We start from the raw sequence: 26,294 nt of genomic DNA, 5'->3' as shown, positions 1-26,294 counted from the left end.
GAATATCATTCTCACAGTTGGAAGTAGTAATCTCAGAATCGGGTATCAGCCATACGAGAAGGGGCCGTGATGCAGGACGCCGCAGCGGCGCTCTGGGAGATCGAGACGATCAAGCAACTCAAGGCCCGATATTGCCGCTACCTGGACACCAAGCAGTGGGACGCGTGGCGTCAACTCTTCACCGACGACTTCGTCAGCGACACCTCTCCGTCCGGCGGCGTGCGGATCGCCGGCGCCGACGAGTTCGTGGCCTTTGTCCGCAATAACCTCGGGAAGCCGTCGCAACCGACTGTCCATCAGGTGCATGCCCCCGAGATCACGATCGACTCGGAGACGACCGCGAGCGGGTTATGGGCACTCGAAGACGTGGTGCGCTTGGCCCCGGGCGTCAACCTCAACGGGCGCGGCCACTACCACGAGACCTACGAAAAGGTCGACGGGCAATGGCTGATCAAGACTTCGATCCTGACCCGGCTTCGTGAAGATGTCTTCAATCCGCTTTTCTCAGTGCGCATCTCACCGCGATTGCGCGATGCCGGAGCAGGGCTGGCACGCAGGTTCGGCCGATGACCGAAATCGTCCTCATCACAGGGGCTTTCGGTCAGGTCGGTAAACGATGTGCCGAAATCCTGCTCCGTCGTGGCCACAAAGTCGTCGCGATGGATCTGAACAACGACAGTTCGGCCGCTGTCGCCGCCGAGCTGGCCGAAACCTCCGGTCCAGGAACGCTGATCACGCAATACACCGACCTCACCGACGCCGACGCGGTAGCCGCCGTGTTGAGAGAGCACGAACCGACGTCGATCGTGCATCTGGCCGCGATCGTCTCCCCGCCGTCGTACCGAAACCCCGGCCTGGCCCGCAAGGTCAACGTGGACGGAACCCGGCATCTGGTGGCGGCAGCCAAAGCGCTCGATCACCCGCCGCTGTTCGTATTCGCCTCCAGTGCAGCGGTTTACGGGTCCCGAAACCCCTACCGCCAACCCGAACGCATCACCGGCGACACACCCGTGAACCCGATCGACCAATACGGTGAGGACAAAGTGCTGGCCGAGGCCAGCATCGCCGAAAGTGGGCTGCCCTACGCGCTGCTGCGACTCGCCGCGATCGTCTCACCCGATGGCGCGTCCAACTTCGACGGCGACTACCTGACCCTGGTGCGCGCCACTCCGGTGGACAACCGGATGCATGCCACAGATGCCCGCGACGTCGCGTTGGCCTTCGCCAATGCCGTCGAACGTTGCGATGGCGTGCACGGCAAGGTGCTGGTGATCGCCGGCAATGAGACCAACATCCATCTGATGAGTGACTTGCAGGACGACATGATGGCGGCCGTCGGTGTCGGCCGCCTCGGGCCGTCCATCGGCCTGCGCGGCGATCCGGACGACGACCGCGGCTGGAGCTTCACCGGCTGGTTCGAAACATCGGAATCCCAAGCGCTACTTGACTATCAGGAGCATGACTGGCCCGAGACCGTCGAATGGGTCGCCGAGTCGATGGGCCGGCGCCGCATTCTGCTGCGCATGCTCGGGCCGGTACTGCGCCCGCTGATGCGCGCACTGCTGGCCGTCCAGCGGCGGCGCGAACACCGCGGTCGCTATGCCGATCCGTGGGTCTTCCTCAGCGCAAAGTACGGACCCGACATGCTCGCACCCACCACCGTCTGAGACACCCATGTCCAACAAGAAACTCGTCATCGGCGCCAGCGGCTTCGTCGGCTCCCACGTCACCCGGCAACTTGTGCTGGCCGGCGAGGACGTACGGGTCATGTTGCGACAAACCAGTGCCACCAAGGGTATCGATGATCTCGACGTAGAACGTTGCTACGGCGATGTTTTCGATGACGCGGCACTGCGGGAGGCCATGGCAGGCTGTGACGTCGTCTATTACTGCGTGGTGGAAGCCCGGATGTGGTTACGCGACCCCGCACCGTTGTTTCGGACCAACGTCGAAGGTCTGCGGCACGTGCTTGACGCGGCCCTGGCGGCGGATCTGCGGAAGTTCGTATTCACCAGCAGCACAGGGACACTAGCGATCAATGCTCACCGGCCCGTCACCGAAGAAGACCCGCACAACTGGAACGTCGGCGGACCTTATATCGAATCCCGGATTGCCGCCGAGGATCTGGTGATGCGGTACGCGCGCGAGAAGGGTCTGCCTGCCGTCGCGCTGTGCATCTCAACCACCTATGGCCCACGGGACTGGGCACCGACGCCGCACGGCGGAGTGATCGCGCAGGTGGCCGCCGGCCGGTTCCCGTTCTATATGGGATTCTCCTCGGAGGTCGTCGGAATCGAAGACGCAGCCCGCGCAATGCTTCTCGCGGCCGAGAAGGGTCGTAACGGACAGCGCTACATCATCTCCGACCGGTACATGAGCACGAAGGAACTGCACGAGATCGCGGCCCGCGCGGTCGGGAAACGCCCACCAAGAATCCCGGTTCCTATGCGAGTGATGCGCGCAGGCGCGCGCTTCAACGACCTTGCCGCGACCTTGTTGCGACGCGATCTACCCTTCGCCTATGTCGGCGCGAAGATGGCGGAAGTGATGTCGCCACTGGACCACGGCAAGGCCGAACGTGAATTGGGTTGGCAACCAGAACCTGTGGAGCAGTCGATTGAGAAGGCGGCGAGATGGTTTGCCGCGCAGTCAGCCGAGTAGATCGCCCGCGTCCCGATCCCAATGATCCAAGTTCACGGCGTCATTCAGCGGACGGCGGCGGAACCGGCCCGTGCCTACCCTTGGGCCACCCGACGACGATATGGCCGGCGAGCATCCAATCGTCAGGCACACCAACGGCTTCTCGCAACAGTTGCTCACCGCCATAGGACGCCCAACTGGTCATGCACGCGCCCAGGCCCTGAGCGCGGGCCGCCAGCAGAAAGTTCTGCATGGCGGGAAAGATCGACCCGCCGAGCAAGAGTTCCGAGGCCGTCGGATAGTGGATCTGGGTGAATAGCACCGAGATGAATTCGCCTGCCCGATCGTGTAATTCGTATGTGGCGCGGTTGGTGCGGCCTTTGCGGCTGTTGTCGTCCGGGGCCGGCCGGCTCATGCCGTACACCGGTTCGATCACCTGAAGTGCCTGTGCGGCAGCCTTGGCGACAACGGCCCGCTGTTCGGGCGAACGCAGGACGATGAAGCGCCAGCCTTGTGCGTTGGCACCCGAGGGGGCCCACCTGGCCGCCTCCAAGCAGCGTACCAACGTGGCGTCGTCGACCGGCTCGTCGGAGAACCGCCGGATCGTGCGAGCGGTCGCCATTACCTCCCAGACGTCACCGCTTGCTCCGGCCATCGGGGTCACCACATCATCCTTCGTCCTTGCTGCGGAGCACAGCGTGACACTTTTTACCGAATCTGTAAAGCTGCGCGCGGGCGATCCGAGCTACCCGGCGAGCACCTGCTGCAAGCGTTCCACATCAGGCAGCACCGGCCCGTCGTCAAGCGGTTCGTCGATACCCAGTTCGGCAAGCCCTGCCTTCGTCAGCAACGCGGTGCCATAGGCGGCGAGTGCCAGTTTCGGGTCTTCGCTGTGACCGCCGTCGACGAGCATGGCGCCGATCAGGCAGATGACGGCCATCTTGTAGGCGTTGAAAGCGCGGTACCACGAACGGTTCTCGACCTTGATGCCGCTGACCTTCTCGTAGTGCACCAGCAGGGTGTCGATGGGCAGCGCGGCGGGATGGCTGTTGATCCCGACCGGCTGGACCCACAGCATCTCCAGCCAGCCGATGTCGGTCAGTGGGTCGCCGACTGTGGTCATCTCCCAGTCGAACACGGCGCTGACCTCGCCGCCGGTGAAGGCGAAGTTGCCCGGCTTGGCATCGCCGTGAACCAGCGTGATCCGGGAACACGGGTCCGGTTGGCTGACAAGCAACGCGTCCAGCAGGCGCTCCAGGGCCGGCAACCGACCACGCTTGACGCGGTCCATTTCGGTTGACCAGTGGTGCAGTTCGCGATCGAGGTGGCCGCTGCCTTCGTCCAGCGCTGCGAGGCCGGTCTGCTCGAGGTCGACCGCGTGGATCGCGGCGATCTGTTCAGCCAGGCTCCTGCACATCCGCGCCACTGTTTCGTCGTCGGCGCAGGGTGCCTCCATCTCATAGACATCGCCGCCGACGCGTTCCATCACCAGAAACGGCCGACCGAGCACCTCGCCGGTGTCCTCGAGCCACAGTGCCGGCGGAACCCGAACTTCGGTGTTCTGCAGGGCCCGCAGAATGCTGAATTGACGGGTGAGGTCGTAGGGCTCGAGCAGCGCCGGCGGCTTCGGTCGTAGCCGCAGCACCACGTCCTGCGCAGTGCGCTGCCCATTGTGGTCCGCCACCACGGTCAACACCATCATCTCGGCAGAGTGTCCGAAGTCGACCCGGTCGAGCCCCTCGACGTGGACCTCGTCGGCGTCGGGCAACTGGGTACGCAGCCACCCGGTCAATCGGTCAGCTGTGTTGGCGTCCAACGTCATTGCCCGATCACCTCGTCCGCAGGCAGCCTCTCCACCGGTGTCTTGTCCTGAGTGAAAGCCGACATGTCCATCGCGGTCCAATTCGGGTAGCGCCGGTAGCCTTGGCCGCCGAGCAGCAATTCAAATACGCCCCAACCGGTTTCGCCGTCGAATTCAAAGCGCATCAGCTGATCCAGGGCCATGGATTTGCCCTCGGTTTCAGTGAGCTGGCCGGGATCGGCGCTGTCCCAGGCAAAGTGAATGAAATAGCCGCCACCGCCAAGGTCCTGATACTGACAGTGGGCCATCGGAAGCCCGTAGTACGCGTTGACATGCTGGGTGGGAGTATCCGCTTCGACGCGATAGGTCTCGCCGTCCTCATCGGTGAAGACCAGCACCGCCCGAGCGGGACGCTTGCGGTCGCCGTCGAATTCGATGTCGTGCTCAATGCCGACAAACCGCTTCGACAACGTGCCGTCGTTGTGGACGATACCACCGTCAACGTAATGGACTGTGCCGTCGGATGATTCGATGATCCAGGCCTCGATCGCGCGGTCGTCGAAGCCCGCATCGAGCCACAACCAGAAGTCGATCTTGTCCGAGACCCGCACGCCGAACGTGCGGTCTCGTCCGCCGTGGAAACCGTCGACGCTGATGCGCTCGCCCTCGATCTGCACCCATCCGGTCCAGCGGCCCGGTTCCTTCATGTGATACATGTCGGCAAGCAGTTGCCCATCCGAGTCGCGCACCTTCATGGGCAGCAGTTCCCACATCGGGGCGGTGGGTTCGTAATAGAGTTCCCACTCGATGCCCGAGTCGTTGGGCTCGATATCGAGACGCCACTTCTTCAGTGGCTCAACGCAGGTCCACCGCATCGGCCCGGCGTGCAAGTCGGTACGGTCGCCGACGCTGACCGGTCGCCCGGCCAGCAGATCCCAGTGCCGGCCGTCGGCGAGGCTGACCTTCACATAGCCCAAACCGGATTCGGTGTTGGGGTTGTTGCCGTACCCGCTGGCCAGCAACATCGAACCGTCTGGCGAGGCGGCGAAGAAGTAGCAGCGGTCCGACCACGTCGGGTCGGGGTGATGCACGTGATCGAACGTCGTCGGAAGCTGATGAGTAAACGCTTCGTCGGCGGCCGAGTAGCCCATGGTGTCCCTTTCTGATCATCAGATATTCCGTGGCACAACACCATCCGAAGCATTTCGGGACGGCTATCGCAGTGGCGTCGACTAGCATCGCGGCATGGAACCCAGCCGGCGATGGGGCGACGACCGAGCGATCCTCGACGACGACGAGGCAAAGAGGTTGCTGCTGGATGCCGCGGGTCGCTGCATCGTTCGCCGCGGTAACTCGCAGATCCGGATGGCCGAAGTGGCCGACGAGGCTGGTGTGTCGCGGTCCACCGTCTACCGCTACTTCGCGAGCCGGGACGAAGTGTTGCTGGGCCTGATGCTGGCACGTGTCGACGTGGCCCTCGACGAGCTGGTGAGCTCACTGCGCCATCCCGATGACCCGGTGCGTTCACTGCCCGAGATGGTGCTGGCGCGAGTGGAGTCGGTGGAGGGCGATCCGCTGAACGAAGCGCTGTTCGATACCGAAAGTACTGCCGTGACAACAGCACTCGAGCTGGGTTCGCAACCCATCGTGGAACTGTTGCTGCGTCACTATGGGCCGCTGCTGCAACGATGGAAAGCCGCGCGCCGCCTCTATGACGATCTTGATCCCGGCTGGATCGTTCAATGGTTGAACACCACCACGTTGTTTCTGCTGACCCCATCCTGGCGGCACCGCTCCGCACGCGACAAACGCCAGTTCGTCGAGCAGTTCCTGGTGCGGGCCCTGGTGCCACAGATCAGACAATAGCGTATTATTGTCTGATCTTATAAGCTTGTGCCACCTTGCTCGAACTGTGCGGCAGCGTCGCGATTGCGTCAGGCAATCAGAACGGACCACTGTGAAAACATTCGTAGGCCAAGCCATTTCGGCCATCGGACTGACAGCGCACTTGGGCCGCGGTGTGGGACGGGTTACCGCCGATGCCGCGGTCGGGAGCCGGGCGGGACTGCCACGCACCGTCGACGAACTCGATGCGAGCGTGCTGTCCGACGTCATGGGGACACCCGTGAAGTCGGTTCGCGTCCTCGACTCCGACGCCGGGACCTCGTCGCGAGCGCGTCTGGCCTTGACCGGAGACGATGTCCCCGAAACGGTGTTCGTCAAGCTCGCGGCGCAGACCGCCGCCACCCGATTGATGGGGGAACTCGGCCGACTCGGGCACACCGAGGTTCGGTTCTACCGCCAACTCGCCCCGGAACTCACCGGCGTCCCGAAGGCCTATGGCGCCTCATTCGACAAATGGACCGGGCGCTACCTGATCCTGCTGGAAGTCCTGCCTACCGAGACATGCGAGTTTCCCGACACCCTGCACCCCTTGTCCGTTGATCAGGCTGGCTTGATCGTGGAATTGCTGGCCAAGCTGCACGCCACCTTCTGGGGTCGCCTGCCCGCCGATGGGCGCGGACCGCTCGGCTGGCTCTACACGCCGTCGGGCGACGTCACGTCGTTGCTGACGGGCGCGCTGATGAACACCTCGATCAAGCGGGTTGCCGAGCGCACCGACATACCGGTCGAGAATGGTCGCTTCATCGCCGACAACTACCGCGCCGTCGCGGCCCTGATCGACACTCCCCCACACACCGTCATGCACGGCGATGCTCACCCTGGCAACGTCTACTTCCGCAATGGCACGGCGGGATTGCTGGACTGGCAGGCCGTTCGGCGCGGCCATCCCTGCCGCGAGTTGGCCTACACGCTGATCACCAGCCTGACACCGGAAGACCGCCGCACCGCGCAGCGCGACTTGCTGGATCGGTACCGACACTCGCTGGCCGCAGCCGGCGGTCCCAAGCTGGACGGCGACGACCTCTGGCTGCGTTACCGGCAAGGCGCGCTGTACGCGTACGTGGCCTCGCTGATCACCGCGGGGATGGGCGGGATGCAGGTCGAAGACATCGCGATGGAAGGCCTGCGCCGCGGCGTCGCTGCCCTCGATGACCTGGAAACTGTTGCCGCGCTGAAGAAGTCACTCTGACGTCAGCCGGTTACTGCTGTCTGGCAGCCGATGCGCCGAGCACCATAAACTGCTGAGAAACAGACCCGGCCGTAAGGGAGCACGACGTTGGACAGCGAAACATATCAGCTAGGTCGGCAAATCCGCTCCGAGGTCCTGGGCAAGGAGTATGTCGACAAGGCACTCGCCGAGGCCGACGACTTCACCAAACCCCTGCAGGATCTGGTCACCGAGTACTGCTGGGGAGCGGTGTGGGGGCGCGACGGCCTGAGCCGCAAAGAGCGCAGCATGTTGAATCTGGCCATGACGTCGGTACTCAACCGCCCTCATGAACTGCGCACCCACATCAAGGCCGCGTTGACCAACGGGGTCAGCCGCGAGCAGATCCGCGAGGTTTTCCTGCAGGTCGCCATCTACGCGGGCGTGCCGGCCGCCGTCGACAGCTTCCGCACCGCCGGCGAAATCTTTGCCGAACTCGACGAAGATCGCCAATGAAACTTGGCTTCGTCGGCCTGGGAAACATGGGGTTTCCCATGGCATCTCGACTCGTCGAGGCCGGTCACGATGTGGTGGCCTTCGACACGAATGCCCCGGCTCTGGACCGCATCGTCTCGCTCGGTGCGCGCGCCGCGACATCGCCGAAGGACGTGGCCGACCGCACGCAGACTGTCCTCGCGAGTCTGCCGACGCCCGCTGTCTCGCTTGCGGTGGCGACGGGCTTCAACAGGAGTGATCGACGGCTCCCAGGTGCAGCGCTACGTCGACCTGTCCACCGTCGGCAGCCAGACGGCGGCACAAATCCATGACCGTCTTGCACGACACAACATCGTCGCCATGGACAGCCCGGTCAGCGGTGGCGTGGGCGGTGCCGAACGCGGTGCGCTCGCCCTGATGGTGTCCGGCCCGCGCACCGGATTCGACGCGATCCGTCCCGCACTCGAGACGCTCGGCCGACCCGTATACGTCGGCGACAAGCCCGGCGCCGCGCAGACGATGAAGTTGGCCAACAACATATTGGCGGCCAACGTACTGGCCGCGACCGCAGAAGTGGTGGTGATGGGCGTCAAGGCCGGTCTGGATCCCGCCGTGATGATCGAGGTGCTCAACGCCGGGTCGGGCGGCACCAGCGCCAGCCGGGACAAGTTCCCTCGCGCGATCCTGCCGCGCACCTTCGACTACGGCTTTGCCACCGGCCTGATGGTCAAGGATGTGCGGCTCTACCTCGAGGAGGCCAGGGCGCTGGGCGTGCCGGTCGAGATCGCCGATACGATCGGCCGGCTTTGGGAGGTAGCGGCCCTCGACGAAGGTCCCGAGTCCGATTTCACGACGGTGATCAAGCAGTTCGAGAGGGCGGCGGGCGTCACGGTAGGCGCGCGATCAGGGCAGATTCCTCAAGACTGAGCTGACCCCTCGTGCGCCTCGCGGTTACCAGGGGGCCAACCGAAAAGCCATGCGCCGACAAGGAAGCAGAGGGCGCCGAAGAACGTACCAACATTCGCCCACACCAGGCTGACGTCGGTACCGGAGCGCAGCTCCAAGGCGCTCAGGGCTGAGATGCCGAACAGGATCGAGCCAGCCAGGTTCAGCAAGGCGATGCGACGCGCGGCGTCCGCAACATGGCGAAGCCGCCGTTCTCGAACCTCGGGAACTATCGCTATGGACGACGAGACCAGGAAAGCTATCGATCCCAGTACGTCAGGCACCCACACCTCGGCATCGACCAACTCCGGGCGTGCCCCGATGGTCAGGACCGCGTCCACGGTGTTGACGTTGAACAGCACGGTTCCCACCAACTGGCTCGCGGCGGCCAGCCAGTCGGCGGTGTAAGCCCGCACCGGCAGCCACCTCCGCTCGGCCTCCGGCAGCTCGCGTCGAGCCAACAGGAACTGCAGGATCGCCCCGGCGGTGAAGAACACCGCCCCAATCGCGTAGGTCACCGCGGCGAGCAGCGGTGGCGATTTCGGCAGCACCGAGAGTAGGACACCGAGCGCGAACAGAGCCGCGCCGATTGCGAACTGCAGGCCGGTCCAGCGCACCAGCCCGATTGTCGCGACGTTCACGCGCGGAATCGTATCCAGCGGGCCCAGCGGCCTGCTCACAAAGTGTGAGAATGCTATTATCCGGATTGAAGAACAACGCTTGCAACAAGGGCAGCAAAATCGCCAGTACCAGGACAGATGACTAACTGAAATGCTTACCGGAAATCTGTTGATGGGCGGACGGGCAAAATGTTAGATTGTCTATCATATGGCCCGGCCGGGCTTACTCACGCTGCCGCAGCCGGAGGGTGGCTTTCGTGATCGAACATGCTGACGGGACACGCACGCCGCTCATCGACGCCAGCGTGCACATCTTCTTCCCGTCCAACCGAGACCTGCGGAAGTTTCTTCGCGAGCCGTACAAGAGCCGCGGGTTCCCGGATTACGAGATGGACTGGTACGGGGCGCCCGGCGGCGAGTACACGCCCAACTCCGAAGGCCCGGATCGCGAATATCCCGGCTCGAGCCCGGAAATCGTTGGGCACGAACTATTTACGAAGCGCGGCGTCGATATCGCGGTGCTGCACCCAATGGGGCGGGGGATCATGCCGGACCGCCACCTCGGTAGCGCGCTGCATGCCGCGGGCAACGAGATGTTGGTGACGCGCTGGCTTGAGTCTGAAGAGTTCGGCGACCGGTTCCGCGGCACCATCCGGGTCAACCCCGACGACATCGCCGGCGCGCTGCGGGAGATCGAAAAGTGGCGGGGCCACCCCAGGGTCGTGCAGATCGGGGTCCCGCTGCAATCCCGCGAGGTCTACGGCAAACCGCAGTTCTGGCCACTGTGGGAGGCGGCCGTCGAGGCGGACCTCCCGGTTGCGGTGCACATCGAGTCCGGCTCGGGCATCGCCTACCCACCCACCCCGTCCGGCAATACCCGGACTTACGAGCAGTACGTCAGCTTCATGGCGCTGAACTACCTGTACCACTTGATGAACATGATCGCCGAGGGTGTCTTCGAACGCTGGCCGACGTTAAAGTTCGTCTTTGCCGACGGCGCAGCCGACTTTCTGACACCGTTCATCTGGCGAATGGACACGTTCGGGCGGCCGCACCTCGAGCAGACACCGTGGGCACCGCGCATCCCCAGCGACTACCTGCCCGGCCACGTGCATTTCATCCAGGGCAGCCTCGACGGTCCCGGGGACACCGAGTTCGCCGGTGAGTGGTTCGGCTTCACCGGCAAGGACGACATGGTGATGTTCGGTTCCAGCTACCCGCACTGGCAGTGCGCTGACATCAGCAAACTGCCTTCGGCTCTATCCGAAGAACAGCGCGACAAGCTGTGCTGGCGCAACGCGGCAAACCTCTATGGGATTGACGTTTCGTCCGTCGCGATCGCAAGCGCGGCGCAGCCGGGCGCAGCGGGTCGCGACCATCGGCCTAGTGCCCTATCTGAGCTGGGCGCAGAATGAGTATTGAGCAAGGGAGACCACGATGACGCTGACCCACATGCATGAACGTGTCCCCGCCGCCGAGCGCATAGCCGTCCGGTGCGTCGACTCAGATGTGCACCCGACGCCGAAACGGGGTGAGATCACCCAGTACATCCCGGAGCCTTGGCGCAGCAAGTATTTCCTGGCTCGCAACGTCGGTGAGCAGATCTATTACGACGCTCCCGACTACGCACACGCCTACGCCATGCGCGTGGACGCCTTCCCGCCGGACAACGAGTTCCCGGGCAGCGACCCTGACATGGCGTTCCGTCAGCTGATCATGGAAGCCGGTTCCGACATCGCCATCCTGGAACCGGCGGCCTATCCGGCGCGTATTCCGGAGGCCCAGCACGCCATGTCGGTCGCGCTGAATGACTGGCAGGCCAACCACTGGCTGGACAGCCACAACAACTGGCACCAGCGGTGGCGGGGATCCATCTGCGCCGCCATCGAGGACCCGGAAGCGTCCGTGCAGGAAATCGAGCGCTGGGCCGGACATCCCTACATGGCTCAGATCTTGATCAAGGCGGAGCCGCGGCCGTCCTGGGGCAATCCGAAATATGACCCGATCTGGGCCGCGGCCACCAAGCACGACATCACTGTCAGCTGCCACCTATCCCGCAGCCAGTTCGAGGAATTGCCGATCCCGCCCGTCGGCTTCCCCAGTTACAACCACGACTTCATGGTGACCTACTCGTTGCTGGCCGCTAACCAGGTCATGAGCCTGGTCTTCGACGGCGTCTTCGATCGGTTCCCGACGCTGCGCATCGTGTTCGTCGAGCATGCGTTCAGCTGGATACTGCCGCTGATGTGGCGGATGGACTCGATCTACGAGGCGCGCAAATCCCGGATGGACATCAAGCGCAAGCCCTCGGAGTACGTCAAGGACCACATCAAGTTCACCACGCAGCCGCTGGACTATCCCGAGGACAAGACGGAACTGACTCGCGCGCTGGAGTGGATGGAATGCGAGAAGATCCTGTTGTACTCCTCGGACTACCCGCACTGGACCTTCGACGATCCGCGGTGGCTGGTCAAACACCTGCCCAAGCACGCCCGCGAAGCGGTGATGTTCAAGAACGGCATCGAGACGTATCACCTGCCGGAGACGGTGCCGGTGCTCGAGGGTCAAGTCCGGGTCCACTGAGTTGGAAGAAAAAGTCAAGCGGCCCCGCCTCGCCCAGGGTCGCGAGCATGTTGTCGCGACGGTGGACGAGATCCCGCCGGGCACGCACAAGCTGGTGCCGATCGGCCGGCACGGTGTGGGTGTCTACAACGTCAACGGATCCTTCTACGCGATCGCGAATTATTGTCCGCACCAAGGCGGCCCGCTGTGCTCGGGCCGCGCCCGGGGACGCACCGTCGTCGACGAGAGCGCTCCCGGTGACGCAGTGATGGTGCAGGACCGCGAATACATCTACTGCCCTTGGCATCAATGGGGTTTCGAACTGGCGACCGGCACCACTGCGGTCAAGCCGGAGTGGAGCATTCGTACCTATCCGGTCCGGGTGGTCGGCAGTGACGTTCTGGTTATGGCCTAACAACAGGAGAATTGCGTGCCTTCTATCGAGATCAACGGGGGAAACGTCGTCTACGAAATCGTCGGCGACTCAGGCGATCTCATCGCCCTGACCCCCGGCGGCCGGTTCAGCAAGGAGATCGAGGGGCTGCGTCCGCTCGCTGACGCACTCGCCGCCGGCGGCTATCGGGTGCTGCTGTGGGACCGACCCAACTGCGGCGCCTCCGATGTGCAGTTCTACGGGCAGAGCGAGTCGCACATGCGCGCCGAAACCCTGCACAAACTGGTCACGGGTCTGGGCTTCGAGCGCTGCATCCTGGCCGGAGGCTCCGGCGGCGCAAGGGATTCCATGCTCACCACGATGCTCTACCCGGAACTGGTCACCAAACTCGTGGTATGGAATATCGTCGGCGGCATTTACGGCACCTTCGTCCTGGGTTCCTTCTACATCGTTCCGAGCATTCTCGCCGTGCGCGGCACCGGCATGGACTCAGTGGTCAAGGTGCAGGAATGGCGCGAGCGCATTGCGGAGAACCCGGCCAACGAGCAGCGCTTTCTCGATTTCGACAAGAACGATTTCCTCAAGGTCATGCTGCGCTGGCTCAACGCCTTCGTTTCCAAACCAGGACAGACCATTCCGGGCGTCGAGGACGAAATGTTCGACCGGATAAAGATTCCCACGTTGATCATCCGCGGCGGCGAGAACGACATGGATCACCCCAAACGTACGTCGCTGGAAGTCAGTTGCCTGATCAAGGGATCCAAGCTGATCGACCCACCCTGGCCCGAGGATGCCTGGGAGCGCGCCTCCGAGGATCGCGCGGCGGGACGAGTCAAGCACTTCAACATGTTCGACACCTGGGTGCAGGCTGCACCCCCGATCCTGGAGTTCCTCAGCTCGTGACGGCGTCACTCGGTGCGGATGTGGACCTCGCAGTTGAGCGAGGCCTCGAGCGCGGTATGGATCCGGCTTTCGGGAACACGCTCCAAGTCGGCTTCGCGCAGCGTGACATAGATGATGTCGAAGCCATCGTCATCAATCTCGCGAACCACCTCACCGGTCAGCCCGAAGCCGGACAGCACGCCCCGGGCGTCGTCGTCGGTTCCCCTGCTGACGAAGGTGACCACACCGGGTACGGGTACGACCTTGAATGCCTTGGTGCACAACTCAACTGCTGCGACCCTGGTGTCTTCGGCATCATCACCGGCGATCAGCAACTGCACCTCCCGGCGATGCACCGGCATGGCAATGAGGTCGCTGTCCACGACGTCGGCATTGGCCTCGCCGATGAGTGCGAGGAGCACTCCCATGCCCTCACGTAATTGCTCCCCGGTGAGCGCGCCCGCCGGATCGACATTGACCCGCACGACGGCAGTCCGCATGCCGGCAAGCCTAACTGCAACGAACGGGGGCTGATCGATGGAAGCCACCGACACCGCGTTAAGGGCAGTCGCACTTTCCGATTGCCCGCCTCGGCTACTCCGTGCTGAGCACACCCGGGAGGACATCGCGGCCTATCGCGCGCAGGGCGGGTACCTGCCGTTGACCGCCCCCGACGCACTGCTCAGCGAAGTCGAAGCCGGCGGGTTGGTCGGTCGTGGCGGTGCGGCCTTCCCCCTTGGGGTGAAGCTTCGTACGGTGCGCGACAACGGGCAAGTCGCCGGTGGCAGCGTGGTGATCGCCAATGGCGAAGAGGGAGAGCCGGCTTCGTTCAAGGACCGCTGGCTGCTACGCAATCGGCCGCACCTGGTGCTGGACGGATTACTGTCGGCCGCAACGATCGTGGCCGCCGATCGCGCATACGTCTATGTGTCCGAACCGGATTCGGAGCAGAGCATCAGACTGGCACTCGATGAACTGGGCGCTGACGCTCCGCCTGGACTGAGTATCGACGTGTGGTCGGTGGCGCCCGGATACGTCGCCGGCGAGGAAACGGCCGCGGTCCAGGCGATCAACGGCGGCCCCGCCAAGCCCACCGACAAACCGCCACGCCCCTTCGAAGCGGGTGTCGGCGATCGCCCGACGCTGGTGAGCAACGTTGAGACGCTGGCCAACCTGCCCTACCTGCAACGCCACGGCGCCAAGGAATTCCGGTCGCAAGGAACAGACGTATCGCCCGGCACCTTCCTTGCCACCATCACCGGGGCGGGCCGGCCGGCCGTCCTGTACGAGCTTCCCCATGGCTTGCATTTCACTGAACTGCTTGCACTGCATGGAGTTTCGCGTGAGCAGATACGCGGGGTGCTGATGGGCGGTTACTTCGCCGGCTTGGTCAATCGCCGGGTGCTGGACACCACCCTGGACCATGAGACCATGCGCGGGATCGGCAGCGGGTTGGGCTGCGGCGCGATCTCGCTGATCACCGACGACTGTCCGGTAGCGGTCGCGGCGGCGGTGCTCGCTTACTTCGATCGCGAGAACGCCGGGCAGTGCGGATCGTGTTTCAACGGAACGGCCGCGATGGCGGCGGTCGGCGGGGCGTTACGTGACTCTGCGGCTACCGCAGAGGATCTCGACCGCCTGCGTCGATGGTCAGTCGTGCTACGTGGACGGGGAGCATGCGCGACGCTGGACGCGGCCACCAATGTCGCTGCCACTCTGCTCGACGAGTTCCCTCTCGAGGTCGACCACCATCTCGCCGGCACCTGCCCGGACTGCAGCCAGGGCGCGTTCCGTGCCGATCGCCCCTACCAGGCGACGGTGAGCCAACTATGAAGATCCGCCTGGACCGGACCGTGTGCGACGGCTTCGGCCTGTGCGCCAAACATGCACCCGGATACTTCTCGCTCGACGACTGGGGATACGCATCACTGACCGGTGACGGCGCCAAAGGCGATGTGCCTGAACGTGATCGCGACGCGGTCATGCGCGCCCTGCTGGACTGCCCGGTGCACGCCATCACCGAGTGGGGTGCCCGGAAGCCCGAAGTCACCCACCCAGAACCGGTCACCGACGAGGACCCCGCCGAACACCTCAAGACAGAGTCGAACGAAGCACAGTGGGGCTTCACCCGTTGACCGGGCGATGCGCCCGCCGTACCGCGCTGGTGACCGGCAGCAGCAGGGGCCTGGGCAAGGCGATCGCCCAGCGGTTGGCCAGCGAGGGAGCAACCGTCGCTCTCACCGCGCGAACCCTGGAGCCCGACCCGAAATACCAAGGTTCCCTGCAGGAGACGCTAGATGAGATCTCCGGAGACGGCGGTTCGGCGATCGCGATACAGGCGGATCTGTCCAGATCTGATGAACGCCAACGCTTGTTCGCCGAGGTCGTCGACCGCATCGGCGCCCCGGACATCGTTGTCAACAACGCTGCCGTCACGTTCCTGCGACCTCTCGACGAGTTTCCGGAGCGACGGGTGCACCTGATGATGGAGATGCATGTCGTTGCACCGCTGCACCTCACGCAACTGGCTCTACCCGCCATGCGGGAGCGCCACCAGGGCTGGGTGTTGAATGTGACGTCGGTCGGCGGGGACCTCCCGCCCGGCCCTCCTTTCGACACCTTCGACCGCAGCGCCGGGTTCGGCATCTACGGAACCGTCAAGGCCGCACTGAACCGACTCACCAAAAGCCTTGCGGCAGAACTGTATGACGACGGCATCGCGGTCAATGCGGCCGCACCCTCCAAACCGGTCGCGACGCCAGGGGCGGGCAGCCTCGACCTTGCCAAGACAGATACCGAGGACATCGAGCTGATCGCTCAGACGGCGCTGGAGTTGTGCACCTGTGACGCGAAGTCGATGACGGGGCGTATCGCACACACCCAAACCTTCCTGCGCGAAATCGGATGGTTGAGCTGACCGAACTCCTCGATCAGCTACGCGGCCGACTGCCTGACATCGCCGGCCTTCGCCCGTTGACCGGTGGCGCATCCAGCCTGACCTTTGCCGGGCAGCTGAACCGACAGCGCGCCGTGGTGAAGGTAGCGCCACCCGGCGTGGCACCGACGCGACATCGGGACGTGCTGCGCCAAGCCCAGGTCATCAAGGCACTCGGCCCGACTCCGGTGCCGGTCCCCGACGTGTTGCGGGAGGACCCCGGTAACCCGCCCGAGGCACCACCGTTGTTCGTCATGTCCTGGATCGATGGAAGCTCTTGCGAACCACTGTTCGATCCAGCAGTCCGCGCGGATGCAGTTGTGGCCGAGCGATTTCAGAGTGCCGCGGTGACATTGGCTCAACTGCACCGCATTCAGCCTGCGGACGTCGGACTGGACGCTCAACCTGTCGTCGGCGTCGAAGAGGAGGTCGGACGTTGGTGTCGAACGCTGGAGACGGTGGATCCTGGGCTGGCGCCGGGGTGGCGCGATATCGCCGCGACGCTGCGAGACTCGGCCCCTGAGCCGCTCTCCCCCGCAGTCGTTCACGGCGACTTCCGTTTGGGCAACTTGTTGTCCGACGGGAACCAGATAGCCGGCGTGATCGACTGGGAGATATGGTCATTGGGCGATCCGCGCGTCGACGTCGGTTGGTTCCTGATCAACAGTGACCCAGACACCTACCGGCGCGCCTCGGCATACCTGGGGATGACGCCGCTCCCCGAGGAGTTGGCCGACATCTATCAGGCCGCGGTTGGCCGAGAGGTGCCCGACCTGCCGTGGTTTCAGGCACTGGCTTGCTTCAAGTCGGTGGCCACCTGGGCGCTGATCGTCAAACACAACCGCCGGCGCACGGAACCCGACGCTGAGCTGGAGGCGATGTCGAACGTTTTGCCGCACTTGCTTTCTCGAGCTCAAGCTCTGCTCGGTCAGCGCGGGTAGCGGCTGACTGATATCGCGGGCGATATCTTAATTGCCGATCGCCTAATGGTCCGCTGGCGGTGACGGGTGTGACTGTTGGTAATGCAGGTCTCGTGCTATCAAGTCCCGCATGAACCATTACACGTTCCGCGCCGAATGGTCTCCCGACGAGAACCAGTACATCGGCTTGTGCCTCGAGTTTCCTTTCCTGAAAGAACGTGCGACCGATGCGACGCGAGCAGTCGCCCTGGTGACGGAGGCTGTTGGTAGGCACCTGGACGAGCTGAGGGACAGCGGCGTAGAGGCTCCGGCGTCACTGACCGAGCGCAGCTACAGCGGCACCTTCGTCGTCCGGACTTCAACTAATTTGCACACCCGCCTGGCGATCGAAGCACAGGAACAGGGGGTCTCCATGAATCAGTGGATAGTTCAGCAGCTTTCGGGCCGCCCTCTGGCCAGCCTCGGAGAGTTCCCCTTCGATTGACGCAACGCCAATCAGATCAGTCACGTTAGCCACCGCCAGCGGACCATTAGACGATCCGCAAATGCGATAGCACCGGCGATATCAAACCCGTAACCCCGCCAGCTGTGTGGCGAACTTCTTCTCCGCGGCCTCGCGCAGCCGCAACAAGTGTTCAGACGGAAACAGGTCGGGAGCCGGCTTGTAGTCCTTGAGCAGCAACCGTGCCAACACGGTCTTGTGCACTTCGGTTGGCCCATCCGCTAATCCGAGGACAAACGACTCGACCAGATGCTGCACGAAAGGCATCTCGTGGGTGGTGCCCAGCGAACCATGCACCTGCAGCGCGCGGGCCGACACGTCATGCAAGACCTTCTGCATCATCGCCTTCACCGCAGAGATGTCGGCGCGGACGGCCTTGTAGTCGTTGTGCTGATCGATTTTCCACGCAGTCTGCAACGTCAACAGCCGGAACGCCTCGATCTCCATCCACGAATCTGCGATCATCTCTTGGACAAGCTGCTTGTTGCCGAGCATGTCACCTTGGGTGTACCGGGAAACCGCACGCTCGCAGAGCATGTCGAAGATGCGGCGCACCAGACCGACGGTGCGCATCGCATGGTGGATGCGTCCGCCACCCAGCCGGGTCTGAGCCACCACAAAGGCCCCGCCGCGCGGACCGAGCATGTTCTGCGCCGGAACCCGCACATTCTCGTATCGCACGTAGCCTTCGCGGCCACCGCCGAGGGGCTGATATCCCAGTCCCACGTCACGCAACAGGTTGATACCGGGTGTCTCACCGGGAACCACGAACATCGAATGCCGTTCGTAGGGAGCGGCTTCAGGGTCTGTCACAGCCATGACGATCAGGACGGACGCCATCGAGGCGAAAGAGGAGAACCACTTCTCGCCGTTGATGATCCACTGGTCACCATCCCGGACCGCCGACGTCGTGAACACCTTCGGGTCGGCACCGCCCTGCGGTTCGGTCATCGAGAAGCAGGACACGATCCGGTTGTCGAGCAACGGCTCGAGATAGCGCTTCTTGAGCTCGGGCGTTCCGTAATGAGCCAAGATCTCGCTGTTGCCGGAATCCGGTGCCTGCGAGCCGAATACGATGGGTGCGCATTCGGATCGGCCGAGGATCTCGTTGAGCAGCGCCAGCTTCAGCTGGCCATAGCCGGGCCCACCCAAGTGCGGACCCAGGTGAGTGGCCCACAGCCCGCGCTGCTTGACGATCTTCTGCAGCGGCGGAATCAACGCCTGGCGCACCGGGTCGTTGAGGTCATGCGATTCCTTGACGAGCAGATCGACGGGTTCACATTCGGAGCGCACGAAGTCCTCTACCCAGGAAAGTTGCTCTGCCCACTCCGGGTCAGTCGAAAAGTCCCACGCCACAGGCTAATCCTCTCTTAGTGCCCCGACCACCGCTGCCGCAGCGCCGCTGCCTCGTCGGTGGCATGGCTCAGCACTTGATTTCGATTTTCCAGCTCGAGTGCCGGCGCCAGGCTCGGAGCGTCGGTATTCACTTGTAGCGCTCGCTTTGTCAGCTGGACACCGAGCGCCGTGAGATCGGCTATACGACTGGCCAATTCAACCGCGGTTTCCACCAACTGGTCGGGTTCGATGAGTTGACTCACCAACCCGCGGCGGTCCGCTTCCTCGGCGGATACCGTGCGGCCGGTGAGCATCCAGTCCGCGGCGACACTGGTCCCGACGATTCGGGGCAGGTGATAGCTCATCCCCATCTCCGCACCGGAAAGACCCAGCAGAATCGCGGCGTTACCGAATGACGCTGTCGTGGAACAGATCCGGATGTCAGCCGCCAAGCATAGAGCCAAGCCTGCACCGACGCACGGGCCGTTGACCGCCGCAATCACCGGCTGCGGCAGGCCCCGGATCGCCTGCGGTATCGCGGCCATCGCCTCCTGAAACCGCAACCGGTCAATGGCCGGATCGTCGGCGGCCGGAATTCCGGTGCCGAAGTCCCGCACATCGATGCCCGCACAGAAGCCACGACCCTCGCCGGTGAGGACGACGACGCGCACTGACGTATCGGCCGCCACCGCGGCGAATGTGGCCGTGAGCTCGGCCAACATCTCGTCATTGATCGCGTTCAACCGTTCGGGACGGCTGAGGCGGATCAACGCCACACCCACCCGCGGCGCCTCTCGAACCAACGTCTTCGCGCTCAAAGGCTCTCCACCCGTCCTTTATCCAGGATGATAACGTAATTCTCGGATTCGTATAACGGGCCTACCAGGTAGGCCGCCCGATTCCCGGAGGTGACGTGACGGAAGCTGTTCGGAAAGCACCGGGCCGACCACTGCCCCTGGTCACCGATGAAAATGAGTTCTTCTGGACCTCAGGCGCCGACGGCATACTGCGGTTCCAGGAATGCCAGGCATGCAAATCGCTGATCCACCCACCGGCGCCGGTGTGCCGGTATTGCCGCGCCCGCGACATCGGCGTGCGGGCCGTCTCCGGGCGGGCAACCCTGGCGGGTTTCACCGTGAACCACCGATTCAGCCTGCCCAGCATGCCCGCGCCCTATGTGATCGCACAGGTCGCGATCGTGGAGGACCCCCGGGTCCGGTTGACTACCAACATCGTGGACAGCGACTCCGATCAGCTCGAACTCGGCCAGGCTGTCGAGGTCACGTTCGAGCAGCACGAGGACGTGTGGTTGCCGCTGTTCCGTCCCATCCCCGACGCTGAGCCAAACGCACTGCCGGACGACGAGATCGCGCCGGAACGCTTCGGCGAATACGTGCGCCCCATGCTGACCACCGAGAAGTTCGAGGACAAGGTCGCGCTCACCGGCATCGGCATGTCACCGATCGGCCGCCGCCAGATGCTGCCGCCGCTGACGCTGACCGTGCAGGCCTGCGAGGCCGCCATCGCCGACGCCGGACTTACCTACGCCGACATCGACGGCCTCTCGACCTATCCCGGCGGCGGAAATCTGGGGGGCTTCGGCGAGGGCGGGGTCACCGCGCTGGAAGGGGCGCTCGGCATCCGACCGGTGTGGCACAACGGCGGCATCGAGACCTTCGGCCCAGGCGGGTCGGTCATCGCCGCCATGCTCGCGGTCTCGGCCGGCCTTGCTCGGCACGTGCTTTGCTTCCGGACGCTCTGGGAAGCCACCTTCAACGAGCTGATGAAGCAGGGCAAGATCATCCCGTCCGGCGGCCGAACCGCCAGCTGGCAGTGGCCATTCGGCGCCACGTCGGCCGCACACACGCTGGCGCTCAATGCCCAACGCCACTTCCATCGATATGGCACCACGAAAGAGACGCTCGGCTGGATCGCGTTGAATCAGCGCGCCAACGCCGAACTCAACCCGACCGCGGTGTACCGGTCACCGATGACGATGGACGACTACCTGAACGCGCGGTCCATCACCACGCCCTTTGGCCTGTACGACTGCGACGTGCCGTGCGACGGCGCCATCGCGGTCATCGTCTCCGCCGTGGACGCGGCCCGGGATCTCGCCAAGCCACCCGTTCTCGTGGAGGCGGTGGGAACGCAGATCATCGAGCGCATCGACTGGGACCAGAGCACGCTCACTCATGAACCGCAGGTGCTGGGCCAGTCCGCGCACATGTGGACACGCACCTCACTGCGGCCGTCCGACGTCGACGTCGCCGAACTCTACGACGGCTTCACCATGAACTGCCTGTCCTGGATCGAAGCGCTGGGCTTCTGCGGTATCGGCGAGGCCCGGGAATTTCTGGACGGCGGCAAGAGCATCGCCCGCGACGGCCAGATACCGCTCAACACGCATGGCGGCCAGCTTTCCCACGGCCGCACCCACGGCATGGGGCTGCTGCACGAAGCCGTCAGTCAGTTGCGCGGCGAGGCCGGGCCGCGCCAGGTCGCCGATGCCCGGGTCGGCGTGGTCAGCAGCGGTGGCCTCACTCCCAGCGGCGTGATCTTGTTGCGGACCGACGCATGAGCGTGAGCCCCCGCCCGCGGGTGGTGATCGCCCACGGCGTGCCCATGTCCGGAGTCATCGCCGAGGCAGAGCAACCCAAAGCAGTGATCCTGGCCATTCACGGTGGTGGAACCACGGCTGCGTACTTCGACTGCCCCGGCCACCCGGAGCTTTCTCTATTGCGATCGGGGCCCGCCCACGGGTACACCGTCATCGCCCTGGACCGACCCGGGCATGGCAGTTCGGCGCCCTATCCGGAGGCAATGGAGCAACCCGAGCAGCGAGTGAATCTCGCGTACGGGGCCGTTGACCGCATCATCGGGGACAGATCGCGTGGCGCCGGGTTGTTCGTGCTCGGACATTCGGGCGGCTGCGAACTGGCCGTGCGAATGGCCGCGGACGACCGTGGCGCCGGACTGCTCGGCCTCGAACTCGGCGGCACTGGCAGGCGCTATCACGACGCCGCCAAGGCGATCATGAAGGCGGCCGCCATCAAAGAGCGGCCTCCGGGTACCCGCGAACTGCTCTGGGAGCCGCTGCACCTCTACCCCGCTGACATTCTGCGCGGCATCACGAACTCCGCTACGGCGCCGAACTACGAACGGGGCATGGCGTTGAACTGGCCGCACCAGAACTTTCCGGCGCTGGCTCCGGCGGTGCGGATCCCGGTGCACTTCACGCTCGGAGAGCACGACAGGGTATATCGGTCAGACCCGGACGCACTGGCAGAGATTGCCGATATGTTCACGGCAGCAACATCTTTCGTTGCCGACCTGCATCCCGATGCCGGGCATAATCTCAGCCTCGGCCACAGCGCCGCCGAGTACCACCGCAAGGTGTTCTCCTTTGTCGACGAATGCGTGGCCGCACGCTCGGCGGGTGACGGCGCCGACCGGGAGGTCGGTTGACCAAATGGCGGCGCTGATCGGCCCGGCGTGACTACCATTGCCTGATCAGTAAGGGGCGAACGTCATCTGCGATGCCCTGCGGCTAGGGGGATTCGTTGTCTTATCTGGTCGCGGCGCCGGAGGTGGTCCTAGATGCGGGACGCGTTCTCGCAGGCCTCAATTCGACGATCGGTGCGGCGCACACCGCCGCCGCGGCACACACCACAAACCTGCTGGCCGCCGCCGAGGATGAAGTGTCGGTCGCGATCGCGGCATTCCTCTCCGATCATGCCTCGACTTATCGGGAGCTGAGCGCGCGAGCCGAAGCCTTCCACGCGCAGTTGGTCCAGACGCTTGATGCCGGGGCGACCGCATACACATCGGCCGAGTCTGCCGCTGCCGCAACGCTGCAAGCCGTCAGCCCTGCGATGCCGACAAGCATTGCCGCGCCTGCCGCGGACGTCGCGATCATCATGGGTCCGAGTGGCTTCCCGGTGCCTCCGCCGCTGTACATACAAGCCGTCATGGAACAGTACGTAAAGCAGTTCTTTCCTGCCGCGTTGCCGCTGCCACTGACGACACCGGAAAGCGTGTATCCGAATACCGGCGTCAACACCCTGCCGTTGGATTCATCGGTGAAGATTGGCGTGACCACGCTGAACAACGCGATCATGCAACAGATCGGCGCCGGCAACCACGTCACCGTGTTCGGCTATTCGCAAAGCTCACTGCTTTCCTCTCTCGTGATGTCGCAACTGGCGGCGAATAACGTTTCTCCCAATGACGTTTCGTTCATCCTGGTGGGCAATATCGGCAATCCCAACGGGGGCTACGCGACCCGTCTCGGATTTACCTACCCGCTGGGCGGGCCAGCTACATTCCCGAGCTTCGGAATCACGCTCAGTGGCGCCACCCCCAGCGATTTGTACCCGACGCAGATCTACACGATGGAATATGACGGCATCGCCAACTTCCCTCGCTACCCGCTCAATGTGCTCTCGGTGCTCAACGCCTATGCCGGCATCGCCTACGACCACACTGCATACCTGAACCCCATACCGGGCTCAGAAGTCATCAACATGGGCACTTACGGCCAGACGACGTACCACATGATCACCGATCCAACTCTGCCACTGCTCAACCCGCTGAAAGTCATCCCCGTCATCGGCCAGCCGCTGTACAGCCTGCTCGAACCCGACACCCGCATCCTGGTGAACCTGGGTTACGGCAACATCGAACACGGCTGGGACACCCAGAATCCGCCGAACGTCGTCACACCATTCGGGCTTTTCCCGACGAATATCGACCCGATCGAGTTGATCACCGCACTGAATAACGGCGCGCAGGAAGGAATTACGAACTCCATTGCGGATCTGCAGCACCCGACGTTCGGTTTCGACTGGTCGTCGATACAACCGCTGCTGGGTTCCGCGCATACGTTCGGGCTTACGCCGACTCTCATCACCAACCCGATAGACCCGCCATCGAACATTGTCACAATCATCAATGCGACCAGCACTTTTTCCAATGGCAGTGTGCCGGTCAGCGCCAACAATATCTTCGACGCATTCGGCAGCGTGATTACCAACTCCGCGGCCACGATACTTCCGATAACAGATACCGTGCTCGGCGTCGGGGTAGACCTCACCTATTACGACTTGAACCTTGCCATCGACAGTCTGCAACACGGTGACCTCCTGGGGGCGATCCTTAAACCGATCGCCGCGAACAATGCGTTGCTGCCGTACATCGTCGTTACCGGCACCGTCGCTCCGATCGGCGAGGCGTTCGCGAAAACCTTCAGCGAGTTCGCCAGCCTCGCACCCTGACCCATCGTCGGCGCCTGCGCTGCCGAATCACCAAAGCGCGACGCCGATCGACCCGACCTGACTAGTATTGCCTGACCGGGACGGGGGCGACCGGCGTTTGAGATGTGCTGTGACTAGGGGGATTCGATGTCGTATGTGGTCGCGACGCCGGAGGCGGTGTTCGATGCGGGGCGCATTCTCGCGGGTCTCAATTCGACGATCAGCGCGGCTCATGTCGACGCCGCGGCACACACCACGAACCTGCTCGCTGCCGCGGACGACGAGGTGTCGGCGGCGATCGCGGCATTCTTCTCCGATCATGCGGACGCCTACCAGGCACTGAGCGTGCGAGCCGAAGCCTTCCATGCACAGTTGGTCCAGACCCTTGGTGCCGGCGCGGCCGCGTATACGACCGCCGAGTCAGCGGCCGCATCGACGCTCCAATCCGTAGCGGTGCCGACCGGCATTCCCGCCGCTGCCGCCGGAGAAGTCGCAATCATCATGGGGCCAAGTGGTTTTCCGGTGCCGCCGCCGCTCTACGTGCAGGCCGCGTTGGAGTCCTACGTACATCAGTTCTTTCCCACCGCCGTAGCGTTTCCATTGACGACACCAGAGGGTCTGTATCCGATCACCGGCATCAACACTTTGCCGCTGGATTCGTCGGTCAAAATTGGCGTGGCCACGCTGAACAACGCGATCATGCAACAGATCGCCGCCGGGAACCACGTCAGCGTCTTCGGCTTTTCGCAGAGCTCATTGCTCTCCTCCATCGCGATGTCGCAATTGGCCGCGAACAACGTTTCCCCCAATGACGTGTCGTTCATTCTGGTGGGCAATCCCGCCAATCCCAACGGGGGCTACCTCACTCGTTTCGGCTTCCCCTATCCGCTGGGGGGCACCGCTTCATTCCCGAGCTTCGGAATCACGCTCAGCGGAGCCACCCCGAGCGATCTATACCCGACACAGATCTATACGAAGGAATATGACGGGTTCGCCGACTTCCCCCGCTACCCGCTCAATCTGCTCTCGGTCCTCAACGCTTATGCCGGCATCGGATACGACCACACCACGTATCTGAATCCGTCGCCCGGTTCCGAAGTCATCAACATGGGCACTTACGGCCAGACGACCTATCACATGATCACCGAACCGGGCCTGCCGCTGCTCAATCCGCTGAAGGTCATCCCCGTCATCGGCCAGCCGCTGTACAGCCTGCTCGAACCCGATACCCGCATCCTGGTGAACCTGGGTTACGGCAACATGGAGCACGGCTGGGACACCCAGAATCCCCCCAACGTCACCACACCATTCGGGCTCTTTCCGACAAATGTCGACCCGATTCAGGTGGTCAGCGCACTGAACATCGGCGCACAGGAAGGAATCACGAACGCCGTCGCGGATCTGCAGCACCCGACGTTGGGATTGGATTGGTCGTCGATTCAACCCCTACTGGGGGTCGCGCATACCTTTGGGCTGACGCCGACGCTGCTGACCAACCCGATAGACCCGCCGTCGAACATCCTTACTTTCCTCGATGCGGCCAGCACTTACGGAAATGGCAGCGTGCCCGTCAGCGCCGGCAATATCTTCAATGCCTTCGGCGGCGCCATTTCAGCCTCGTCGGCCACGGTACTTCCGATGATCCAAACCGGGCAGGCACTCGCGATTGACCTGCCTATCTACGATGCCAACCTTTTCGTTTACGGTCTGCAACAGGGCGACCTGCTGGGCGCCTTCGCGAAACCGATCGCCGCGAACATGGCGTTGGTGCCGTTCATCGTCGTTGCGGGTTCCGTCATTCCCGTCGGCGAAGCCGCCGCGATCGCTTTGAGCGAGTTCACCAGCCTGGCACCCTGAGCCCTTTCCGGCACGCCCGGAGACGACTACCGTTTGCGTTACAGTCGGGCTTTCAGCTGTAATGGTTTTGGACCGCAGCCAGCCAAGCGAGGAGCGCTT

General features: G+C 63.7%; 25 protein-coding genes and 2 pseudogenes. 20 read left to right on the top strand and 7 right to left on the bottom strand.

Features of this window, described 5'->3' with window-relative positions; all coding sequences use genetic code 11:
- Positions 1-69 precede the first annotated feature (69 nt).
- The 3 genes from ACZY1I_RS07905 to ACZY1I_RS07895 are packed head-to-tail and all read left to right on the top strand — an operon-like array spanning position 70 to position 2,661.
- Positions 70-570, top strand: coding sequence for a nuclear transport factor 2 family protein (locus ACZY1I_RS07905; protein WP_463753797.1), 501 nt, complete (start codon positions 70-72; stop codon positions 568-570).
- The gene (locus ACZY1I_RS07900; RefSeq protein WP_463753796.1) at positions 567-1,667 is read left to right on the top strand and encodes an NAD-dependent epimerase/dehydratase family protein; all 1,101 of its coding nucleotides are present in this window, start codon (positions 567-569) and stop codon (positions 1,665-1,667) included. The genes ACZY1I_RS07905 and ACZY1I_RS07900 overlap by 4 nt, the downstream gene beginning before the upstream one ends.
- A 7-nt stretch (positions 1,668-1,674) precedes the next feature.
- Complete coding sequence (locus ACZY1I_RS07895) at positions 1,675-2,661, top strand: NAD-dependent epimerase/dehydratase family protein (RefSeq protein WP_463753795.1); 987 nt, start codon at positions 1,675-1,677, stop codon at positions 2,659-2,661.
- Here ACZY1I_RS07895 and ACZY1I_RS07890 read toward each other — a convergent pair.
- From ACZY1I_RS07890 to ACZY1I_RS07880, 3 genes and pseudogenes are all read right to left on the bottom strand, one after another.
- Positions 2,650-3,295 (bottom strand): annotated as a pseudogene (locus tag ACZY1I_RS07890) (nitroreductase family protein). The gene ACZY1I_RS07895 and the pseudogene ACZY1I_RS07890 overlap by 12 nt on opposite strands.
- A 90-nt stretch (positions 3,296-3,385) precedes the next feature.
- Entirely contained in the window at positions 3,386-4,462 is a 1,077-nt protein-coding gene (locus ACZY1I_RS07885; RefSeq protein ID WP_463753794.1) for a phosphotransferase family protein, read from the bottom strand.
- The gene (locus tag ACZY1I_RS07880; protein WP_463753793.1) at positions 4,459-5,592 is read right to left on the bottom strand and encodes an Rv3169 family protein; all 1,134 of its coding nucleotides are present in this window, start codon (positions 5,590-5,592) and stop codon (positions 4,459-4,461) included. The genes ACZY1I_RS07885 and ACZY1I_RS07880 overlap by 4 nt, the downstream gene beginning before the upstream one ends.
- Positions 5,593-5,686: 94 nt before the next feature.
- Between ACZY1I_RS07880 and ACZY1I_RS07875 the strand changes: the two genes are divergently transcribed.
- The 4 genes and pseudogenes from ACZY1I_RS07875 to ACZY1I_RS07860 all read left to right on the top strand — a co-directional run bounded on the left by ACZY1I_RS07875 (position 5,687) and on the right by ACZY1I_RS07860 (position 8,915).
- The gene (locus ACZY1I_RS07875; protein ID WP_463753792.1) at positions 5,687-6,307 is read left to right on the top strand and encodes a TetR/AcrR family transcriptional regulator; all 621 of its coding nucleotides are present in this window, start codon (positions 5,687-5,689) and stop codon (positions 6,305-6,307) included.
- Positions 6,308-6,398: 91 nt separating this feature from the next.
- On the top strand, positions 6,399-7,535 hold the full coding sequence (locus ACZY1I_RS07870; protein WP_463753791.1) for a phosphotransferase: 1,137 nt from the start codon (positions 6,399-6,401) through the stop codon (positions 7,533-7,535).
- 87 nt (positions 7,536-7,622) lie between these two features.
- Complete coding sequence (locus tag ACZY1I_RS07865; protein ID WP_463753790.1) at positions 7,623-8,009, top strand: carboxymuconolactone decarboxylase family protein; 387 nt, start codon at positions 7,623-7,625, stop codon at positions 8,007-8,009.
- Positions 8,006-8,915: pseudogene (locus tag ACZY1I_RS07860) on the top strand (NAD(P)-dependent oxidoreductase). Before ACZY1I_RS07865 ends, ACZY1I_RS07860 begins: the two are co-directional and overlap by 4 nt.
- Here ACZY1I_RS07860 and ACZY1I_RS07855 read toward each other — a convergent pair.
- On the bottom strand, positions 8,906-9,574 hold the full coding sequence (locus tag ACZY1I_RS07855; RefSeq protein ID WP_463753789.1) for a hypothetical protein: 669 nt from the start codon (positions 9,572-9,574) through the stop codon (positions 8,906-8,908). The pseudogene ACZY1I_RS07860 and the gene ACZY1I_RS07855 overlap by 10 nt on opposite strands.
- A 236-nt stretch (positions 9,575-9,810) precedes the next feature.
- On the opposite strand from ACZY1I_RS07855, the gene ACZY1I_RS07850 reads away from it, so the two are divergent.
- The 4 genes from ACZY1I_RS07850 to ACZY1I_RS07835 are packed head-to-tail and all read left to right on the top strand — an operon-like array spanning position 9,811 to position 13,412.
- Positions 9,811-10,968 (top strand): amidohydrolase family protein, encoded by a 1,158-nt coding sequence (locus ACZY1I_RS07850; protein ID WP_463753788.1) that lies wholly within the window; start codon positions 9,811-9,813, stop codon positions 10,966-10,968.
- A gap of 22 nt (positions 10,969-10,990) precedes the next feature.
- The gene (locus tag ACZY1I_RS07845) at positions 10,991-12,136 is read left to right on the top strand and encodes an amidohydrolase family protein (RefSeq protein WP_463753787.1); all 1,146 of its coding nucleotides are present in this window, start codon (positions 10,991-10,993) and stop codon (positions 12,134-12,136) included.
- A gap of 1 nt (position 12,137) precedes the next feature.
- A complete protein-coding gene (locus tag ACZY1I_RS07840) occupies positions 12,138-12,530 on the top strand; it encodes a Rieske (2Fe-2S) protein (RefSeq protein ID WP_463753786.1) in 393 nt (130 codons plus the stop codon).
- 15 nt (positions 12,531-12,545) lie between these two features.
- A complete protein-coding gene (locus ACZY1I_RS07835; RefSeq protein WP_463753785.1) occupies positions 12,546-13,412 on the top strand; it encodes an alpha/beta fold hydrolase in 867 nt (288 codons plus the stop codon).
- A 5-nt stretch (positions 13,413-13,417) separates the two neighbouring features.
- On the opposite strand, the gene ACZY1I_RS07830 is transcribed toward ACZY1I_RS07835, so the two are convergent.
- Positions 13,418-13,891, bottom strand: a complete 474-nt coding sequence (locus ACZY1I_RS07830; RefSeq protein WP_463753784.1) for a hypothetical protein — start codon at positions 13,889-13,891, stop codon at positions 13,418-13,420.
- A gap of 37 nt (positions 13,892-13,928) precedes the next feature.
- Between ACZY1I_RS07830 and ACZY1I_RS07825 the strand changes: the two genes are divergently transcribed.
- The 5 genes from ACZY1I_RS07825 to ACZY1I_RS07805 all read left to right on the top strand — a co-directional run bounded on the left by ACZY1I_RS07825 (position 13,929) and on the right by ACZY1I_RS07805 (position 17,730).
- Positions 13,929-15,224, top strand: a complete 1,296-nt coding sequence (locus ACZY1I_RS07825; protein WP_463753783.1) for an NADH-ubiquinone oxidoreductase-F iron-sulfur binding region domain-containing protein — start codon at positions 13,929-13,931, stop codon at positions 15,222-15,224.
- On the top strand, positions 15,221-15,526 hold the full coding sequence (locus tag ACZY1I_RS07820) for a ferredoxin (protein WP_463753782.1): 306 nt from the start codon (positions 15,221-15,223) through the stop codon (positions 15,524-15,526). The genes ACZY1I_RS07825 and ACZY1I_RS07820 overlap by 4 nt, the downstream gene beginning before the upstream one ends.
- Positions 15,523-16,308, top strand: coding sequence for an SDR family NAD(P)-dependent oxidoreductase (locus tag ACZY1I_RS07815; RefSeq protein WP_463754341.1), 786 nt, complete (start codon positions 15,523-15,525; stop codon positions 16,306-16,308). The genes ACZY1I_RS07820 and ACZY1I_RS07815 overlap by 4 nt, the downstream gene beginning before the upstream one ends.
- Positions 16,296-17,267: a phosphotransferase family protein gene (locus ACZY1I_RS07810; RefSeq protein WP_463753781.1), complete on the top strand. Its 972-nt coding sequence runs from the start codon at positions 16,296-16,298 to the stop codon at positions 17,265-17,267. The genes ACZY1I_RS07815 and ACZY1I_RS07810 overlap by 13 nt, the downstream gene beginning before the upstream one ends.
- Positions 17,268-17,376: 109 nt before the next feature.
- The gene (locus tag ACZY1I_RS07805; protein WP_463753780.1) at positions 17,377-17,730 is read left to right on the top strand and encodes a type II toxin-antitoxin system HicB family antitoxin; all 354 of its coding nucleotides are present in this window, start codon (positions 17,377-17,379) and stop codon (positions 17,728-17,730) included.
- A gap of 81 nt (positions 17,731-17,811) precedes the next feature.
- Here the strand turns inward: ACZY1I_RS07805 and ACZY1I_RS07800 are convergent, their stop codons facing one another.
- Entirely contained in the window at positions 17,812-19,104 is a 1,293-nt protein-coding gene (locus tag ACZY1I_RS07800) for an acyl-CoA dehydrogenase family protein (protein WP_463753779.1), read from the bottom strand.
- 14 nt (positions 19,105-19,118) lie between these two features.
- Entirely contained in the window at positions 19,119-19,901 is a 783-nt protein-coding gene (locus ACZY1I_RS07795; RefSeq protein WP_463753778.1) for an enoyl-CoA hydratase/isomerase family protein, read from the bottom strand.
- A gap of 95 nt (positions 19,902-19,996) precedes the next feature.
- Between ACZY1I_RS07795 and ACZY1I_RS07790 the strand changes: the two genes are divergently transcribed.
- The 4 genes from ACZY1I_RS07790 (at position 19,997) to ACZY1I_RS07775 (ending at position 26,195) form a co-directional block, all read left to right on the top strand.
- Positions 19,997-21,664, top strand: a complete 1,668-nt coding sequence (locus ACZY1I_RS07790) for a thiolase C-terminal domain-containing protein (protein WP_463753777.1) — start codon at positions 19,997-19,999, stop codon at positions 21,662-21,664.
- On the top strand, positions 21,661-22,551 hold the full coding sequence (locus ACZY1I_RS07785; RefSeq protein ID WP_463753776.1) for an alpha/beta hydrolase: 891 nt from the start codon (positions 21,661-21,663) through the stop codon (positions 22,549-22,551). Before ACZY1I_RS07790 ends, ACZY1I_RS07785 begins: the two co-directional genes overlap by 4 nt.
- 95 nt (positions 22,552-22,646) lie before the next feature.
- Positions 22,647-24,359 carry a PE-PPE domain-containing protein gene (locus ACZY1I_RS07780; RefSeq protein WP_463753775.1) on the top strand — a complete coding sequence of 571 codons (1,713 nt, stop codon included), beginning with the start codon at positions 22,647-22,649 and terminating at the stop codon, positions 24,357-24,359.
- 126 nt (positions 24,360-24,485) lie between these two features.
- Positions 24,486-26,195, top strand: a complete 1,710-nt coding sequence (locus ACZY1I_RS07775; RefSeq protein ID WP_463753774.1) for a PE-PPE domain-containing protein — start codon at positions 24,486-24,488, stop codon at positions 26,193-26,195.
- The last annotated feature ends 99 nt before the right edge of the window (positions 26,196-26,294 follow it).

This window comes from Mycobacterium sp. IDUB_37 (genome assembly GCF_055419245.1).
The sequence above is the reverse complement of the archived record's forward strand: the minus strand, read 5'-3'. Positions and strand labels throughout refer to the sequence as shown.

Coding starts and splice junctions, on each gene's coding strand:
- ACZY1I_RS07905 (WP_463753797.1), top strand. CDS start 70: ATGCAGGACGCCGCAGCGGCGCTCTGGGAGATCGAGACGATCAAGCAA.
- ACZY1I_RS07900 (WP_463753796.1), top strand. CDS start 567: ATGACCGAAATCGTCCTCATCACAGGGGCTTTCGGTCAGGTCGGTAAA.
- ACZY1I_RS07895 (WP_463753795.1), top strand. CDS start 1,675: ATGTCCAACAAGAAACTCGTCATCGGCGCCAGCGGCTTCGTCGGCTCC.
- ACZY1I_RS07885 (WP_463753794.1), bottom strand. CDS start 4,462: ATGACGTTGGACGCCAACACAGCTGACCGATTGACCGGGTGGCTGCGT.
- ACZY1I_RS07880 (WP_463753793.1), bottom strand. CDS start 5,592: ATGGGCTACTCGGCCGCCGACGAAGCGTTTACTCATCAGCTTCCGACG.
- ACZY1I_RS07875 (WP_463753792.1), top strand. CDS start 5,687: ATGGAACCCAGCCGGCGATGGGGCGACGACCGAGCGATCCTCGACGAC.
- ACZY1I_RS07845 (WP_463753787.1), top strand. CDS start 10,991: ATGACGCTGACCCACATGCATGAACGTGTCCCCGCCGCCGAGCGCATA.
- ACZY1I_RS07830 (WP_463753784.1), bottom strand. CDS start 13,891: ATGCGGACTGCCGTCGTGCGGGTCAATGTCGATCCGGCGGGCGCGCTC.
- ACZY1I_RS07825 (WP_463753783.1), top strand. CDS start 13,929: ATGGAAGCCACCGACACCGCGTTAAGGGCAGTCGCACTTTCCGATTGC.
- ACZY1I_RS07820 (WP_463753782.1), top strand. CDS start 15,221: ATGAAGATCCGCCTGGACCGGACCGTGTGCGACGGCTTCGGCCTGTGC.
- ACZY1I_RS07810 (WP_463753781.1), top strand. CDS start 16,296: ATGGTTGAGCTGACCGAACTCCTCGATCAGCTACGCGGCCGACTGCCT.
- ACZY1I_RS07805 (WP_463753780.1), top strand. CDS start 17,377: ATGAACCATTACACGTTCCGCGCCGAATGGTCTCCCGACGAGAACCAG.
- ACZY1I_RS07785 (WP_463753776.1), top strand. CDS start 21,661: ATGAGCGTGAGCCCCCGCCCGCGGGTGGTGATCGCCCACGGCGTGCCC.
- ACZY1I_RS07775 (WP_463753774.1), top strand. CDS start 24,486: ATGTCGTATGTGGTCGCGACGCCGGAGGCGGTGTTCGATGCGGGGCGC.